General features: G+C 68.3%; 15 protein-coding genes, 1 tRNA gene and 1 pseudogene. All 17 read right to left on the bottom strand.

Going from position 1 to position 15,048, the window contains the following annotated elements:
* Positions 1 to 58: 58 nt before the first annotated feature.
* The 17 genes and pseudogenes from N5096_RS02985 to N5096_RS02905 all read right to left on the bottom strand — a co-directional run bounded on the left by N5096_RS02985 (position 59) and on the right by N5096_RS02905 (position 15,035).
* Positions 59 to 244 carry a hypothetical protein gene (locus N5096_RS02985; protein ID WP_267662849.1) on the bottom strand — a complete coding sequence of 62 codons (186 nt, stop codon included), beginning with the start codon at positions 242 to 244 and terminating at the stop codon, positions 59 to 61.
* Between the two features lie 258 nt (positions 245 to 502).
* The gene (locus tag N5096_RS02980) at positions 503 to 976 is read right to left on the bottom strand and encodes a hypothetical protein (protein ID WP_267662848.1); all 474 of its coding nucleotides are present in this window, start codon (positions 974 to 976) and stop codon (positions 503 to 505) included.
* Positions 977 to 1,073: 97 nt separating this feature from the next.
* Entirely contained in the window at positions 1,074 to 1,454 is a 381-nt protein-coding gene (locus N5096_RS02975; protein WP_267662847.1) for a hypothetical protein, read from the bottom strand.
* Positions 1,455 to 1,524: 70 nt separating this feature from the next.
* A pseudogene (locus N5096_RS02970) lies at positions 1,525 to 2,140 on the bottom strand (DHH family phosphoesterase); the annotation flags it as partial.
* A 127-nt stretch (positions 2,141 to 2,267) separates the two neighbouring features.
* On the bottom strand, positions 2,268 to 2,609 hold the full coding sequence (gene mnhG / locus N5096_RS02965) for a monovalent cation/H(+) antiporter subunit G (RefSeq protein ID WP_267662846.1): 342 nt from the start codon (positions 2,607 to 2,609) through the stop codon (positions 2,268 to 2,270).
* 75 nt (positions 2,610 to 2,684) lie between these two features.
* Entirely contained in the window at positions 2,685 to 2,978 is a 294-nt protein-coding gene (locus N5096_RS02960; protein ID WP_267662845.1) for an MrpF/PhaF family protein, read from the bottom strand.
* Positions 2,968 to 3,654 carry a Na+/H+ antiporter subunit E gene (locus tag N5096_RS02955; RefSeq protein ID WP_267662844.1) on the bottom strand — a complete coding sequence of 229 codons (687 nt, stop codon included), beginning with the start codon at positions 3,652 to 3,654 and terminating at the stop codon, positions 2,968 to 2,970. The genes N5096_RS02960 and N5096_RS02955 overlap by 11 nt, the downstream gene beginning before the upstream one ends.
* Positions 3,651 to 5,258: a complex I subunit 5 family protein gene (locus N5096_RS02950; protein WP_267662843.1), complete on the bottom strand. Its 1,608-nt coding sequence runs from the start codon at positions 5,256 to 5,258 to the stop codon at positions 3,651 to 3,653. The genes N5096_RS02955 and N5096_RS02950 overlap by 4 nt, the downstream gene beginning before the upstream one ends.
* Complete coding sequence (locus tag N5096_RS02945) at positions 5,255 to 5,599, bottom strand: sodium:proton antiporter (RefSeq protein WP_267662842.1); 345 nt, start codon at positions 5,597 to 5,599, stop codon at positions 5,255 to 5,257. The genes N5096_RS02950 and N5096_RS02945 overlap by 4 nt, the downstream gene beginning before the upstream one ends.
* 46 nt (positions 5,600 to 5,645) lie before the next feature.
* Positions 5,646 to 6,110 carry an MnhB domain-containing protein gene (locus N5096_RS02940; RefSeq protein ID WP_267662841.1) on the bottom strand — a complete coding sequence of 155 codons (465 nt, stop codon included), beginning with the start codon at positions 6,108 to 6,110 and terminating at the stop codon, positions 5,646 to 5,648.
* On the bottom strand, positions 6,107 to 8,509 hold the full coding sequence (mbhE, locus tag N5096_RS02935; protein WP_267662840.1) for a hydrogen gas-evolving membrane-bound hydrogenase subunit E: 2,403 nt from the start codon (positions 8,507 to 8,509) through the stop codon (positions 6,107 to 6,109). The genes N5096_RS02940 and mbhE overlap by 4 nt, the downstream gene beginning before the upstream one ends.
* A 269-nt stretch (positions 8,510 to 8,778) precedes the next feature.
* Positions 8,779 to 8,929 (bottom strand) — tRNA-Gln (locus tag N5096_RS02930).
* A gap of 172 nt (positions 8,930 to 9,101) precedes the next feature.
* Positions 9,102 to 10,298, bottom strand: a complete 1,197-nt coding sequence (locus N5096_RS02925) for a DUF5305 domain-containing protein (RefSeq protein WP_267662839.1) — start codon at positions 10,296 to 10,298, stop codon at positions 9,102 to 9,104.
* 4 nt (positions 10,299 to 10,302) lie between these two features.
* Positions 10,303 to 11,466 carry a signal peptidase I gene (locus tag N5096_RS02920; RefSeq protein ID WP_267662838.1) on the bottom strand — a complete coding sequence of 388 codons (1,164 nt, stop codon included), beginning with the start codon at positions 11,464 to 11,466 and terminating at the stop codon, positions 10,303 to 10,305.
* 166 nt (positions 11,467 to 11,632) lie between these two features.
* Positions 11,633 to 12,538 carry a hypothetical protein gene (locus tag N5096_RS02915; protein ID WP_267662837.1) on the bottom strand — a complete coding sequence of 302 codons (906 nt, stop codon included), beginning with the start codon at positions 12,536 to 12,538 and terminating at the stop codon, positions 11,633 to 11,635.
* 112 nt (positions 12,539 to 12,650) lie between these two features.
* Positions 12,651 to 14,180, bottom strand: a complete 1,530-nt coding sequence (locus N5096_RS02910; protein ID WP_267662836.1) for a CARDB domain-containing protein — start codon at positions 14,178 to 14,180, stop codon at positions 12,651 to 12,653.
* A 276-nt stretch (positions 14,181 to 14,456) separates the two neighbouring features.
* On the bottom strand, positions 14,457 to 15,035 hold the full coding sequence (locus N5096_RS02905) for a hypothetical protein (protein WP_267662835.1): 579 nt from the start codon (positions 15,033 to 15,035) through the stop codon (positions 14,457 to 14,459).
* Positions 15,036 to 15,048: the final 13 nt, after the last annotated feature.

The following is a 15,048-nucleotide window of genomic DNA, read 5'->3' as shown; positions in this document are numbered from 1 at the left end:
CAGTCTCTGACACCGTGAAACCGTGAGTTATCGACCCTACCCCGACGCAGTCTTGCATTCAACAAGGCAAGTTCAGTTCGAGCGTTCCGCCAGACTGCTCGGCGTACGCGCCGTTGGGACCGTTCGACGGCTCCAGCGAGAGAAATGCTTCGTCGTCCTCTGCGACACCGACGGACACCGTTCTCTCGGCCGAAACGCTGGAGAAGGCACCAGTCATCGGAATCCCGGCCGTGACGATCGACACTGCGACCAACACCACGGCGACGCGACGCCACCGGGTCATCGGAGACCACACGGAGAGTCAACTCCATCGCTCATTGGTTTTCTTCAGAGCTACCGACGGGGTAGTAATGGGGCGACTGAAATTCAGAAAGCGTCGATTGAAGACGCTCAACGACACCCTGAAACCGATTGTAAGTCCGCTAGAACGCCGTTCCGATGGAACCTGCTGTCTCGGTAGGGAATCCTGTTATTCCCGTCCGTTCGACGTTCGTCAAGCGCATCACACCTCGAACAGTCGTTCGGCGTCCTCCGCCTGTCTGCGGTAGATGCCTCTCCCTTTCAGCCGCGGTACCTCGTGTCGGTGGAGCGTCCCTTCTTCGCAGTCGTACACGATGGGGAAGACGTTGGTTCGGCGGCGGGCGACCGTGTACGAGCGCGCCGCGTCGACCAGCGAGGGGTCCGGATCCGAGACCGCGAAGACGACGTAGCCGAGGGGCGTCGTCGACCCGTGGCGGTCGTCGACGCGGTCGACGAGCACGTCGCGGAACGAGTCGGCGGTCGCAACGAGGTCTTCCGGGCTGGGGTCCGGCTCGTCGTCGACGAGCGTGGCGAGGACGGCGACCGCCCCGACGGAGTCGTCGTCGTCGCGGGCCTCCCACACGGGGTCGAACCCGTTCGTGTGCTCGTCGACCGGCTCGAAGCCGTGTTTCCGGCGGTTCTCGACGACGGTGTCGCGGTACTGCGTGTGATCCATACCTCGGTGGATGTACTGCATGATAAAAAATAACACACATGCCGGCGAGTGACGCGCTCCCGCACGGCGTCCGGTCGACTAACCTCGACGATCCGGCTCAGCGGAGCCGATCGAGCTCGTCCGCCGCCGCGAGCTCCGCGACCATGTGTCGGTGTTGCACCGCCCAGAGCCGCTTCGCGACCGCGTAGGCGGCGACGACGGCGACGACCGCGAGGACCCCCGCGACCGAGCCCGCCGTGACGGCGACGAGGACCGACTGATAACCGAGCGTGCAGACGACGAGCGCCGCGACGACGGTGACAAGGGGGCGACGCAGGGGGTTCCGGGCCACGTCGGCGAGCGACCGGAGATCGCGCTCGAACGCCGCCGGCACGTCCCCGTGGAGGCGTATCCGCTCCGCCGCGGACGCCGTGGGTGGGTCACCGTCGGTAGCCGTCTCGCGGTCTGCCTCACGCGGCGATCGAGCGGAAGCGGACATACGGGTGCGATAGCACACTCGAGAGAAATATTCCTTGGGGATAGTTCACGTATAGCTGTCTGGCGTCGGACGCGTCGATAGTTGCCCCGGTAACTGACGGCGTCGAGAGCGTGCGGAGTAACGCACCGTCCGGGTGTTCGTGGAGCCAGCCGGCGGCGTCGTACTCGTCGCTGGTCACGCCACGGAGAAATCCGAGCGTCTCGCGACGGATCGCGAACAGGAGGGCCGTCCCGGGGTCGACGTCCCTCTCGACGTCCAGTTCTCGGACGTACTCCGTCAGGATCGTCGCCGTCGCGTCGGCCTGCTCGCGGTGATCGACGAACCGCGCCTCGATCTCTTCGTCCGGGTGATGGTCGATCACGATATCGACATTGGGTCCCTGCGGAACTCGGTTGTTCCCCCCGGAACCGCGTGATCGACGAACGCGAGCAGCGACCCCTCGCGCGGTCTTCGACGGCCGCGGGCTCGAAGGGTTTTAGATCGATGTCGAGGAGATTGACCAACGGCCGATTCTGCTGGTGAGAGAGGTCGCCGCTGTACAGGATGTGGTGTTGATCGATGCCGGCGGGGATTGCGATCCGGGCCAGCGCGAGTGCGCTCGCGAGACAGTCCGGGTTGTTGTGACAGACGATCATGAGTTCCTCAGCGTCGGCGAGGAGCGCTTTGAGATTCTGGACGGTACTCATACCCCACTGTTGCGGCGGAGATCACGAGCGTCTACTGCACCGAATTAGGCCGCGACCGCCGCCCGCCGGAGCGGGATCCGTGTTTCGTCTCCGCTCTGGCCCAGTCGGTTATTTTCCGGGAGTTCCCCTAGTCGTCGTCGGACTTCCCCGGCCACGTCACCGAGCCGAGGAACGGGACGCCGGTCTGTTCGGCCGCCCGCGAGATCATGTGTGCGCCGGTCGGCACCGTCAGGAACAGGAAGACGATTCCGACGAGCGACGAGAGGCCGGCGCCCCCGGGGCCGAAGTAGACGAACCCGGCGAGAAAGATCGCCACCGTTCCGATGGTCGCCGGCTTGCTCGTCGCGTGCATCCGGTTGTACACGTTCGGCAGCCGCAACAGACCGATCGTCCCGACCGTGAGGAAGAACGCCCCGACGACGACGAACGCGACGACGATCCAGGTCCGTGTCGGAGTCGATTCGATCATCGGTGATCGCCCCCGGAGCCCCGGTGATCCGTCGAAACGATTCGTTTCACGTGATGTTGGTGATTCATGACGTAGTCACTCTCGCGTGACGATGACGTCGCCTTCGGTGATGAACTTGGCAACCGCGACCGTCGAGAGGAACGCGATGATGGCGAGGACGATGCTCACGTTCACGAAGAGGCCCCGACCGGTCTTGATAGCGAACAGAACGGCGATCGCGACGACGTTCGTCGCGATGGCGTCCAGCGCGACCACGCGGTCGGGGACGGTCGGCCCCTTGACCGCGCGGTAGCCGCACAACAGGTTCAGGAGCGCGACGAGGACGATCGCGGCGTCGATGACCAGCAACAGGGGTCCGTCAGCGGCCATCTCCGTCACCTCCTGTGGCCTCCTCGGTCAACGGCTCGGTTTTCGTCTCCGCCGTCGACAGCTCGGTTTCCGTTTCCTCCCCCACTTCCGGGGCGGCCTGTTTGAGGGCGGGATGCGTTTCGTCGGGCGGGTAGACGGCGAAGTCCGGCGCGGGGTCGCCCGGAGAGAGCTCCTCGTCGAAGACGACGAGCGCGTAGTTCTCCCACTTACGAATCGGATCGACGATCTCCTCCGGGTCGCTCCCGTCGATGACGTGGATATACAGCGCGTTCTCCTCGGAGTCGTAGTTGAGCGTGAGCGACCCGGGAGTCATCGTGATGCTGTTGGCGATGGTGGTCACGCCGAGGTCGGTCCGGACGCGCAGCGGGATGAGGATCACCTCGGGCTCGGACGGACTGGAGAGCGCGAGCACGCGGTACGTGACGTCGAGGCTGGCGACGATCGCCTCCCAAACGAACGTCACCACGTACAGCAACACGTACGGGACCCCGCGAAGCGATCGGGAGAGATCGACGGTCTCACCGTACAGACGCCGGAACACGAAGGCCGTGGGGAAGCCGACGACGAGACCGATCAGCAGCGATCCGAGAAGCGGTTCCGGCGCGAGCGGCGGTCCCTGGACGAACACCCACAGGACGCCGAAGAGGACCCCGGCGACCGGCCAGGTGCGGGTCACGCCCGGTCACCGCCGTTCAGGCCCACGACATCGACGTAGGCCTCGCTGTCAAGCGCGGCGGTCGCAGCCGTCTCGGCGAACCGGTAGACCGGATCGAACCCGACGCCGACGAGAACCACGGCCGCCGCGAGCGCGACGAGGACCGCGACCTGTCCCGAATCGGCGGAGGCGACCTCGACGGCCGCCGTCTCCCGGCCCCAGAAGCCGCTGGTCCACACCCGCGTCGCGTACAGGATCGTGAGCACGGCGCCGACGAGTAGCGCGACAAGCGCGAGCGCCGACGACGGGCCGGGGTTCGACGCGATCCCTCGAACCGCCGCGTCGAACGCGAGGAACTTTCCGAAGAACCCGGTCAGCGGCGGGAGGCCGATCAGCGAGAGGAGGCCGACGAAGACGGCCCCCGAGAGCACCGGCGAGTGGCCGGCGAGGCCGCCGAGGTGCCGCAGCCGACCCGTCTTGGTCGCGTCCTCGACGGCGGCCGCCGCGAGGAAGAGCAGCCCCTTCGCGAGCGCGTGGTGGAGCGCGAACACGAGCGCGGCCGCGATGGCGACCCCGCGGAACGCCCCCGCGGGATCCGCCGCCGCGGCGATGGCGACGGGGACCGCGATGAAGCCGACCTGTCCGACGCTCGAGTACGCGAACACGCTCTCGAGTCGGTCCCGACCGACGGCGCCGAATCCGCCGACGGCGATGCTCGCAACTCCCATCGCTCCCAGTACCGGGGCGAGGAAGCCCAGCGGTGACGCGGCGGTGAGGCCCGGCAGATCGACGGGGACCGACGCGGTCGCGAAGACCGTGAAGTAGCAGCGAACGATGGCGTATATGCCGACCTTCTTGGTGACGCCGGCGAACATCGCGGTGATAGGCGCCGGGGCGGCGGTGTAGGCGCCGGGCACCCAGAACTGGAAGGGGACGAGCCCGGCTTTCAGCGCGAACACCGCGAGCAGCAGCGCCGACAGTCCGACGACGGGCGCGGGATCGATGCCGTACGCGTCGGGCGTCGCCAGTCGGCGGGCCATGTCGGCCATGTTGAGCGTCCCCGTGGCGGCGTACAGGCCGCCGACGGCGACGAGCATGAGCGCGCTTCCGAAGACGTTCATCACGAGATACCGGAACGACGCCGCGGTGGCGTGATCGGTACCGTAGAAGGCGACGAACACGTAACTGGCGATCAGCATTACTTCGAACCAGACGAACAGGTTGAACAGGTCGCCGGTGAGGAACGCGCCGGTCACGCCCACGAGGAGCATGTGGAACAGCGGGTGGTAGTACACGCGCTGGTTCTCGCGGCTCACGTATCGGACCGAGAACAGTATCGACGCGATGCCAACACCCGCGGCCATCGTCAGCATGAACGCCGACAGCCCGTCTAACACGAGCGTGATCCCGAAGGGGGCGGGCCAGTCGCCCACCTGATAGACCGCCGCACCGGGGGCCGCCGGTCCGAGAACGAGCGCCCAGACGGCGACGGACACGCTCGCGACGTAGCCGACGGCGCCGCCGACGCTCGCCGCGCGCTGGAGACGCGGCCGCCGGCCGAGCGCGAGCGTACACACGGCGGTGGTCACCGCGACGAGTAGCGGCGCGATCACGAGCAGGCTCATCGGGACCACTCCGTGACGTCCATGCTCTCGTTCTCCTCGTAGGCGCGGTACGATAAGACGAGCGCCAGCGCGGTCGTTCCGAAGCTGATGACGATCGCCGTCAGGACGAGCGCCTGTACCACCGGGTCGGCGATCTCGGGGACTGCGCCGCCGTGAGTGTCGAGGACGGGGACGAGATCACCCGTTCCCTCCTCGATACCGCCCATCGCGATCAGATAGACGAACGTGGCCTGGGAGACGACCGCGATCCCGAACACGACCCGCACTAGGTCCCGCTGGAGGAGCAGGAACGTTCCGACAGCGAACAGCCCGCCGACCGCGACCGCGAGGGCGGCGCTCATCGGCCGTCAGCTCCGTATCCGGCCGATGTCGTCTCGCTGCGCCGGCTCATTCGGCGCTCACCACCGAGACGATAGTCAAAACACTGCCGACAACGACGAGGTACACGCCCAGATCGAAGAGGAGCGCGCTCGCGAGCTCGACCTCGCGGTATATCGGGACCCCCTCGAGGTGGACGTACCCCTGCGTCAGGAACGGGTCGCCGATGAGCATCCCGCCGAAGCCGCTGGCGAGAACGACCACCAGGCCCGCGAGTAATATGCGACGGTAGGCGGTGACCGTGCGCTGTTCGAACACGCTGGTGCCGTGCTCGACCTCCCTGCCGAGCACCCCCGACTCCAAGTAGTCGAGGTCGTAGGCGACGTATATCAGCACGAACGCCGCCGCGGTGAGGACACCGCCGATGAAGCCGCCACCGGGCAGGTTGTGGCCCTGCAAGAACAGCGAGATCGCGACGACGAGCACGACGGGAACGGTCACCCGAGCCGTCGTCCGCATGATCGTCGTCGTCATGGCGAGTCACCTCCGTCGGGAATCGACTCCCCGTCGCTCGCGGCCTCGGACGCCTCGCCGCGGGTCCGCATCGTCACGAGCACGAGGATGGCGATCGCGGCGACCGTGACGACCAGCAGCTCACCCAGCGTGTCGAACGCCCGGAAGTCCACGAGGATGACGTTGACGACGTTCGTGCCGCCGCCGCCCGGAACCGCCTGCTCCGTGTAGTACGTGGCGACGCTCGTCGGGTCGGCGTCGGGATCCGGGATGGTCAGGAGGACCGCGACGAACGCCGTCGCGCCCACGAGGAGCGAGACGCTCGCGTCGCGGGCGATCGAGAGCGGCCGTATCTCCGAGTAGAACGACGGCAGCCGCTGGAGCACTAAGAGGAACATGAGGAGAATGAGCGTCTCGATGACCAGCTGCGTGAGCGCCAGGTCCGGCGCGCTCGCGAGGATGAAGAAGATGGCGAGCATGAACCCGAGGATCGACAGCGTGAGCACGCCGGACACGTGCGACGCGGCGGCCGCCACGGCCACGCCGGCGAGGGTCGCGACCCCCAACACGACGGCGACCGCCAGCGTGACGCCGGTCCCGCCGAGCGCGCCGGGGGCGGGGGCTCCCGTGGCGGCGAAGCCGGCGAGCGCGAGCAGGCTCCCGGCCGCTGCCGTCCATCCCACGTACCTCCGGAGGAGACCGTTGTGGACCGCCGAGCCGAACCGGGCGCTCGTCGCCGTCGTGGTCGAGACGACCCAGTCATACCACCCGCTGGGCCGAACGGGAACGGGCGCGTCGACGCCGCGTCGGACGCCGGTCGCGAGACGCCCGCGGAGCGGGTACGCGGCGACCCCGCCGACGACGGCGACGCCGGACATCGCGACCGGAGGCGAAAGGTGAGTGGGCAGTCCGACCGCGAGCTGCGCCTCGCCGGTGGCGGTCGCGTCGACGGCCCCCTGGACGATGGCGTCGACCGCCAACTGCGGCGCGACGCTGACGACGACCGCCGCGACGGCCAACACCGCGGGAGGCCCGATCAGCGTGACCGGCGGTCGGTGGACGTCGGCGGCCGGGGCCCGCCGCTCGCCGAAGAACAGCGCGAGGAACGTCAGCGAGTAGACGACGGTCAACACGCTCGCGAGCGTCGCCACGGCGGGATACAGCCAGGCGAGGCCGCCGGCCTCGTGGGCCACTTCGTACGCGGCCTCGAACAGCAGCTCCTTCGAGTAGAAGCCGTTGAACGGCGGGATGCCGGCCATGCTCAACGCGGCGACGACGGTGACGGCGGCCGTGACCGGCAGCTCCCGCCACAGCCCCCCGAGGTTGTTGAGGTTGCGGGTCCCGGCCTCGTGGACGACGATCCCCGCGACGAGGAACAGCGGCGCCTTGAACAGCGCGTGGTTGAGCAGGTGGAACGCGCCGGCTTCGGCGCCGTAGCCGATGTCGAAGCCGAAGCCGGCGACCATCAGCCCGAGGTGGCTCGCCGTCGAGTAGGCGAGCAGCTCTTTGGTGTCGGTCGAGGCCACCGCCAGCAGCGCCCCGACGGTCATCGTCACGAGTCCGAGCGTCGCGACGATCAGCACCCATTCGGGACTCATCAGGAGCGGACGCACGCGGCCGAGGAGGTAGACGCCCACCTTGACCATCGTCGCGGAGTGGAGGAAGGCGGAGACGGGCGTCGGGGCGACCATGGCGTTCGGCAGCCAGAAGTGGAGCGGGACCTGCGCCGACTTCGCGGCCGCGGCGACGACGATCAGCCCGAGCGCCGGGAGGAACAGTCCCGACTCGCGGAGAGCGGCGCGCATCGCCCCGCTGTTCGCGATCATCGCCGTCAGATCGAACGTCACGCCGCCGAGGGCGCCCCGCGCCGCGGCCGCGAGCATGAGCAGCGCCGCGAGCAGGCAGAGGCCGCCGCCCACGGTCACGACCATGGCCATCCGCGCCGAGTAGCGCGACTCTGCGTCCTCGGTGTGGTGGCCGATGAGCACGAACGAACAGAGGCTGGTCAGCTCCCAGAACAGGAAGAGAAAGACGAGGTCCGAGGCGAGCGCGACGCCGAGTATCGACCCCATGAACGCGAGCAGCGCCGCGTAGTAGCGCGCCAACCCCTCCTCGCCGTGCATGTACGACGTCGAGTACACGAACACGAGGGCGCCGATGCCGCTGGCCAAGAGCGCGAAGAGGAGCCCCCACCCGTCGACGGTGAACTGGATGCCCACGTCGAGCGCGGGGACCCACGACACTCCGACGGTGCCGTAATCGTCGACCCCCGTCGCCAGCAGTCCGAAACTGGCTGTCGCGACGACGGCCCCCGCGTAGCCGGTCCGTTCGCCGAGGACCCGATACAGGAGCGGCGAGACGGCTGCGGCCACGAAAGGGAGCGCGACGGCGGTCGTTACGAGCGTCAGGTCAGGGGCCATCAGGAATCGTCTGTTCCAGCCGATACGACGCTGCCGCCGTCCGCGGTATCGGCGCTTACCCCTCCATCCGCTTGCCTGCGGCAAAACTCCTGTGGCTTTTCGAGATGCCGTGTTCGGGCGAGACCGGAAAGCGAGGCGAGACGGTCTCGAAGGCGAGTAGTCCCGGGCGGATATCGAACCTTACTCACTCCGCTCGCTTCGCTCGCTCCGTTCCCTGCTTCGAATCCGCTGGACGTATTTGCCGCTCGCGGTGTTGCTCGCGGCAAGAGTAGTCCCGGGCGGATTCGAACCGCCGTCAATGGCTGACTTCGGGCATCCGACGGTCGTCTCCGACGAGACAGACCGTGGTCGCGTCTCAGCCGCGAACGCGGACGGATTCCCTCCAAAGGCCATTATGATTGGCCACTACACCACGGGACTGCGGTCGATAATTGCCGGCGCACACTCAAGTAGGTTACTTTCCCTAACGGGTCGCGGGGGCCGAGACCGCCGCGGCCGATCGCGCGTCTCCGGAGTCGGCTGGGGATTCGAAACCGACGCCGATGTCGGTCGCGGTCCGGACCGCTCCCGCCGGGAAGTGGACGCGTGGTCGCTAGTCGCGGTCGTCGGGATCGATACCGGCGTCGCCGCCAGCCCCGGCGTCGTCGGAGGGGTCGGCGTCGTCGACGTCGCCGGCGGGGGGATCGTCGTCCGCGCCCTCCTCGGGGGCGACCGCCGGCGGCGACGGCGGCCGGTAGGTGTAGACGAACTCGCCGGACACGGCGTGGTACGCGCCCGTCCGGGGGTCCTCCACGACGCCCGTGTCGTTGTCGATGGCGAAGTCGACAAGGTCGCGGAGGCTCTCCGCCTCGGCCTCGGGACGCTCGTGGACGGAGGCCGGGAGCCGGAAGGTCGTGATCCACTCCGCGAACTCGGAGCGGTCGTCGCTGTACGAGAGGTAGTCGCGCTCGGCGGGCGTGAGCGCGAGGTCGCGCTCCCGCCGGGCGTACGCCAGCGCGCCGCTCCCGAGGAGCCCGACCGCGAGCAGGAGCGGACCGCCGATCGACCGGAGGGGGCCGTAGCTCCGCTCGACGGCCACCGTCCGCGTGCGCTCGGCGGTGTCCGACCAGACCCCTGGATCGTCGACCGCGTACGTGTCGCCGCCGTGGTCGAGCCCCAGCTCGACCGTCCGGGCGTACGAGGTGGACTCGCCGTTGATCGTTCCCTCGACCGCCACGTCGGTGACGACGAACATCTCGGTCTCGCCCGGCGACGCGCCGAGCTCCTCTTCGATCGCGGCCGCGGTCGCGTCGACCGCCGAGCTGTTGAGCGCGAACGACGACCCCGCGGTCTCGCCGGGTTCGACGTCCGAGACGGCCTCCGACGCCAGGGGCTCCCGCTCGCTCCAGTAGACGGTGCCGCCCTCCTCGCCGACGTTGCGGATGACAAGCACGGAGTCGAACCGGACGTCGACGTCCGACGCCGAGGAGGCCGCGTAGGTCGTCTCGACGGCGACGTCGAGCACGGGCGCGACCTGCGTGAAGTACGTCTCCCGGCCGTCGAGGACCGTTCCGGTCTCGAACACCGAGTTCGGCTCGGTCACCTCGGCGGAGTGGTCGTACGCCGTCTCGACCGTGAACGAGGAGACGGTCTCCTCGCGGGCCTCGGTGCCGGGATCGACGTGGGTCGCGTAGACCAGCCCGCCGCCGGCGGCGGCCGCGATCAGCAGGACGGCGAGGAGTACGGCGAACTGTGCGTCCAGCATCGCGCGGAGTCGAAGTCGAGTCTCGTCGGGGGATGAAGCGCTCATTCGGTCACCTGTAGAACTGGCGGAGGAGGCGGCGGTACAGCGGGGGGTTCTCGCGCGATTCCCGGGAACGGATACGCGCGGGCTCGCCGCGGAGGAAGACGAGTCCGAGGCCGGCGATGCCGCCGCCGAGCAGGCCGTTGATCGCGACGAGCGGCGCCCACGGGTGGACGCCGTACAGCTCGTCGACCACGCCGTGCGGGAGCACCGCGAGGTACCGGTGTTCGGCGACGAACAGCCGGTAGTAGCCGGTCTCGGGCGGCGCGGTGAGCGTCACCGTGGTCGACGCCTCGCCGCGGCTCCCGACCGCGAGCCGCTGCGGGTCGACCTCGACGCCGGGGCTCGCCGGGGTGACGTACGCGTACACCGGGACCAAGCCGGCGTTGGGGACGACGTACTCCAGCTCCTGGCTCGTGCCGCTCTCGATGACGGTGGGGTTCTCCGACTCGAACTCGGCGCTCACGACGCCGTACTCCTGCGTGCCGGCCGGGACGATCATCGCCGCGGTCGCGGTCGCCATCAGCACCAAGGCGAGGACGCCGACGATGACGAACACGGAGGTGCCGTCGTCGCGGGAGCGGTCGCGTTCGCGCCCCTCGCGCGCGTTGCGGTTGAGGTACCAGTCGACCACGTACGCGACCACGGAGAGCCCGAAGAGGATGTACGCCAGCCCCTGGGTCCCCTGGAACGAGCGGACGCCGAACGTGACCGCCAGCCACGTCTGCGCCGAGGAGAGCCCCGACTGGATCCCCATCGCGACAGTGCCCAGGTGCGGGATGACGACTACGCTCCCGCCCACGGAGAGCGCCACGGCGACGACCTCAGCGTCCTGCACAACGGGTTCGCCCCCGTCCTGATCGGTGAACGGGTTGTTGTCGCCCCGCGTGATATACCCGCGATCCGTCTCCTCGACGACGCGGTGGGTGGTTAACCCGCCGCCCTCGATCTCCTGTGCGTCGAAGGTCACCACGTCCCCGGCGCCGACGTCGCCGGCGAGCGGCGCGGGGATCGCGACGAACCCGTCGCCGGGATCGAGCGTGGGCTGCATGCTGCCGGTCTCGACGAAGCTGAGGAGTATCGGCTGCCCGAGGAGCTGGCCGACGACCAGCGAGAGGACGACGAGGACGACCGCGACCTGCAGCGTTATCGAGAATACTCGTTTCGGTGACATGGGTCGTGTCGGTGGCAGCGCCACGCCGCGGGCGTCGATCTCGTCACGGGTCCGGCGCGTGGCTCCGATCGTGGAATGTCAGCGAGACGTTATAAGCCCGTGGGTCGGAGCAGAATGGGTCGGACGCTCGCGGCTCGCGGCGCGGGCGCCCCTCTGTCTCGCGATCTCACTCGTCGAACGCCCCGACCGCGAGCAGCGCGAAGGGGCCGATGAAGGCGAGACAGAACCCCAGCAGGTGGACGTAGAGGTTCACGACGCTGCCGGCGCCGGTCGGGTCGGCCGGGAACCCGACGACGGGGTAGGCGACGACGAGGACCGCGCCGACGGCGAAGAGGTCGCCTTCGCCCGGCCGGGAGGCGATCTCGCGGAGCCCCTCGCGCGCGGTCGCGAGGACGCGGATCCCGGCGCTCGACGCGTAGAGGAGCGCGAGCAGCGCGCCCGCGACGCCGACCGCGAGGCCAGCGAGCCCGACGCCGGTCGTCGAGAGCGGGAGCGCGAGCAGCGCGATCCAGCCGAGGAGCGCGAAGAAGACCGCGGGGAGCGCGCGGAGCGACGCGTCCGGGGCGAACCGCTCGCGGGCGTACGTCCCGAGCAGCAGCGGGAGCAGCCCCGCGAGCGCCATGTTGATCCCGGAGAAGCCGAACCCGATCGCGTCCCGCGGGACAGCGAGGTTCAGTCCCGAGAGCACGAACGGGAACGCCAGCAGGAACGTCGCCAGCGCGGTCAAAAAGAAGCGGCGGGCGTCCCCGAGGACCGCGAGCGCGTAGCCGACGCCCGCGAGGAGGCAGTAGCTCGCCACGTTCCCGGCGAGGTGGCCGGCGTCGAGGTGGACGTAGTGCGCGGCGAACGCGGTCGGGACGGTCGGGTCCGCGTACGCGAACGCGAGTGACCGACGGGTCGGCTCCGGGAGCGCGAAGACCGCGAGCAGGACCGCCGGCACCGCGAGCAGGACGAGCAGGTCGACGGCTCGAACGCTCGCGAGCAGCTCCCGGCGGAGGGCCCGGTCCGCGTCCCGGTCGGCGCTCGCGGCGCCGACGGCGCGGTCGCGCTCGTCGGTCGGTGGCGCGGTCACGGGCGGGACCTCGCCGACCAGCGGGTAAGACCTGTCGGCGCGCGTCTCGGAGCTGAAAAATCGATGTCCGGGAAGACAGTTCGAACGAGGGCGCCCCGAGACGACCGGCCGGTCATCGCGGCATCCGCCGGACGAGCGCGAGGGTGGCGACGGCGATAACCACGAGCGCGAGCGGACCGGCGAGATCCGCCGGGTCGATCCCGAACGGCTCCTCCGTGGTCCCGGTGACGGTGGCGGACTCGTCGCTGCCGACGTTCGACTCGTCGCCCGATCCCCCCGCGTCGTCGCCCGCGGGGTCGCCGACGAGCAGCGTCCCGACGGCGGTCCCGTCGACCGCGAGGTCGTAGGCGCCGGCGGTCCCGAAGGTCGCGTCGAACGCGACCGTCGCCGTCTCGTTCGGGTCGAGTGAAACGGTCTCGTTCGCGACCGGGGTGCCGTTCGCCGTCAGCGTCACCGTGCGCTCGCCGGCCGCGCCGCCGCCGTTCCGCAGGGTCGTCCGGACCGTGACGTTCTCACCGGGGTCGACCGCCTCGGGCGCGACCGTCGCCTCGGTCACGTCGTACCGGGGAACGCGCTCCGCGACCGCGAACGTGGAGAACTCCTCGGTCGTCGCCCGGAAGTGGACGCGGTCCTCGGGGAGCCCCATGATCTCCACGACCGCCTCGTCGACGATCTCGACCGGCACCTCCTCCCACGCGCCCGCCTCCGTCTGCCGGTAGAGCGTCACGTCCTCGGGGTCGGTCCCGGTCTCGTTGAGGTACGCCGGGTCCGCGCTGAACCGGATCGTCATCGCGTCGACCGCGTTGGGCGCGAAGTCGTAGTCCAGCGAGAGGTACCCGACCGGGCGCGGGCGGGTCGGCGCCGTCAGCGCGCTCCCGTTCGCGAAGGAGTCACGGCTCCCCTCGGCGTCCAGTTCGACGCGCTCGTTCCGGACGCCCTCCAAGTCGATCCCTTCGAGCGTCACGTCATCGCCGGCGATCTCCATTCCCTCGGCGAGGAACTGGACCGCCTCGCCGCGCTCGACGTCGCTCGCGACGAACTCGCGGCGGTCCGCGCTCGGGGAGGTGACCGTCGTGGTCGGGCCGCCGTCGCCGGTCTGCTGGGTCGACGCCCCCGTTCCCCCGACCGCGTCGGGCTCCGCGATCTTCGCCTCGATCGAGAACTCGTCGGCGCCCAGCTGCGTCCCGGCGGCCTTCCCGCGCGTGTCGAGTTCGAGGCCGACCGTGACGGTCTGGTTGGGCGCGAGCGTGACGTTGTTCGCCTCGCCCTCGATCGAGTCGCCGTCGGCGACGAACGTGACCTCGCCGTCGCCGTCGTACTCGATCCACACGTGCGCGTACCGGTCGGCCGTGTACGTGATCGTGAACACGTCGTCGATCGTCCCGGTCGAGTCGACGTTGACGCCGTCGAAGGAGGGATCCTGGATGTTCGGGTTCGACGCCGAGACGTCGATCGCGATCTCGTCGTCGTCATTTAAATAAGAATAGTTCCCGTTCGGGCCGTCGGCCGGCTGGATCGCGAGGCGGTCCTCCGCGAAGGTGTCGGCGTCGCCGTCGATAACCGCCGCGCCCGTGGTGAAGATCAGCGAACCCGCGGCTACGAGGACGAGGGCGAGGATCAGGGTGCGGCGGAGGGTTGGCATAGGGTACGTCTACCTCTGCTTGTGCCTGTAGGCTCTTGATAACGCGGTGCCTGAAACGGCTGAAGGGGTTGCCTGTAACGAGATGTCAGCCAGGCGAACGGCATGATTTCCCTCAGAATACGTTCCAATAATTAGAATTGCCGTTTCAGTGTCCCTCGCTGAATACCTACCAGCGGAGTCGGATCGGTGTGAAGCTATCAATAGTTCAAGAGTCGACAGAGAAGGAGAAGACGGAATCGCGTTCTTCTGTTTCGTCAACCCGGGGAGTTATATTGGCTATTGTTCCGTTGCTTTGCCAACAATTGTCAGCGATACGCTATACGCACTCTCTTGTGCGTCAACCCCCGTCGTATCGATCTGAAGACCGAGTGGCACCGAGTCACCAGTTTCAAGGACCGCTCTAGTACCGTCTCCGGTGAGGAGGTCCCCCGTGTTCACGTTGAATATTTGAACGTGTGGGAGACCTTCTGTATCATCCTGCCGACTGTACAGTTCGATCGTCTGGGTTCCCTGGTTTCTCGAGAAGAACAACGGATCCCCGTCAGTTTCACTCCCGAATCGGTAAACTGAGTCTTCTCCGAGTCCTTCGGGATTCTCTGGGTTGGTGTCGATTAGCCAATCAGTTCTCTCCCGTAGGCCGGGGAAGGTGAAGTTCAGTTGTCCATCGTCTCTGTAGGCCCTATCATCAGTAGCGCTCTCGCCTTTGATCAACGCTAAGTACGCGTCGTCATCGTCAGCGGTCTCGACGCTTACACTCCGTTCTGCCTCGGCGCTCGAGAACGCCCCACTACCGATTAGTGCACCGCTGCCGGTGACAGCCGTGCCCAGACCAAATACGAAGGTGCGTCGTTTCATTGTGGGGCTTTAT

Origin of the sequence: Halorubrum yunnanense, assembly GCF_026586675.1 — an archaeon.
In the GTDB taxonomy this organism is placed as follows: domain Archaea; phylum Halobacteriota; class Halobacteria; order Halobacteriales; family Haloferacaceae; genus Halorubrum; species Halorubrum yunnanense.
Note: the sequence above shows the minus strand (reverse complement) of the source record. Positions and strands in the feature narration are given on the sequence as shown.

Excerpts from the sequence above, each read along its gene's own strand:
- N5096_RS02945 (WP_267662842.1), bottom strand. The coding sequence starts at position 5,599 with ATGAGCGCCGCCCTCGCGGTCGCGGTCGGCGGGCTGTTCGCTGTCGGA.
- N5096_RS02975 (WP_267662847.1), bottom strand. The coding sequence starts at position 1,454 with ATGTCCGCTTCCGCTCGATCGCCGCGTGAGGCAGACCGCGAGACGGCT.
- N5096_RS02940 (WP_267662841.1), bottom strand. The coding sequence starts at position 6,110 with ATGACGACGACGATCATGCGGACGACGGCTCGGGTGACCGTTCCCGTC.
- N5096_RS02960 (WP_267662845.1), bottom strand. The coding sequence starts at position 2,978 with ATGGCCGCTGACGGACCCCTGTTGCTGGTCATCGACGCCGCGATCGTC.
- N5096_RS02910 (WP_267662836.1), bottom strand. The coding sequence starts at position 14,180 with ATGCCAACCCTCCGCCGCACCCTGATCCTCGCCCTCGTCCTCGTAGCC.
- N5096_RS02905 (WP_267662835.1), bottom strand. The coding sequence starts at position 15,035 with ATGAAACGACGCACCTTCGTATTTGGTCTGGGCACGGCTGTCACCGGC.
- mbhE (WP_267662840.1), bottom strand. The coding sequence starts at position 8,509 with ATGGCCCCTGACCTGACGCTCGTAACGACCGCCGTCGCGCTCCCTTTC.
- N5096_RS02920 (WP_267662838.1), bottom strand. The coding sequence starts at position 11,466 with ATGTCACCGAAACGAGTATTCTCGATAACGCTGCAGGTCGCGGTCGTC.
- mnhG (WP_267662846.1), bottom strand. The coding sequence starts at position 2,609 with ATGATCGAATCGACTCCGACACGGACCTGGATCGTCGTCGCGTTCGTC.
- N5096_RS02925 (WP_267662839.1), bottom strand. The coding sequence starts at position 10,298 with ATGAGCGCTTCATCCCCCGACGAGACTCGACTTCGACTCCGCGCGATG.
- N5096_RS02950 (WP_267662843.1), bottom strand. The coding sequence starts at position 5,258 with ATGAGCCTGCTCGTGATCGCGCCGCTACTCGTCGCGGTGACCACCGCC.
- N5096_RS02980 (WP_267662848.1), bottom strand. The coding sequence starts at position 976 with ATGGATCACACGCAGTACCGCGACACCGTCGTCGAGAACCGCCGGAAA.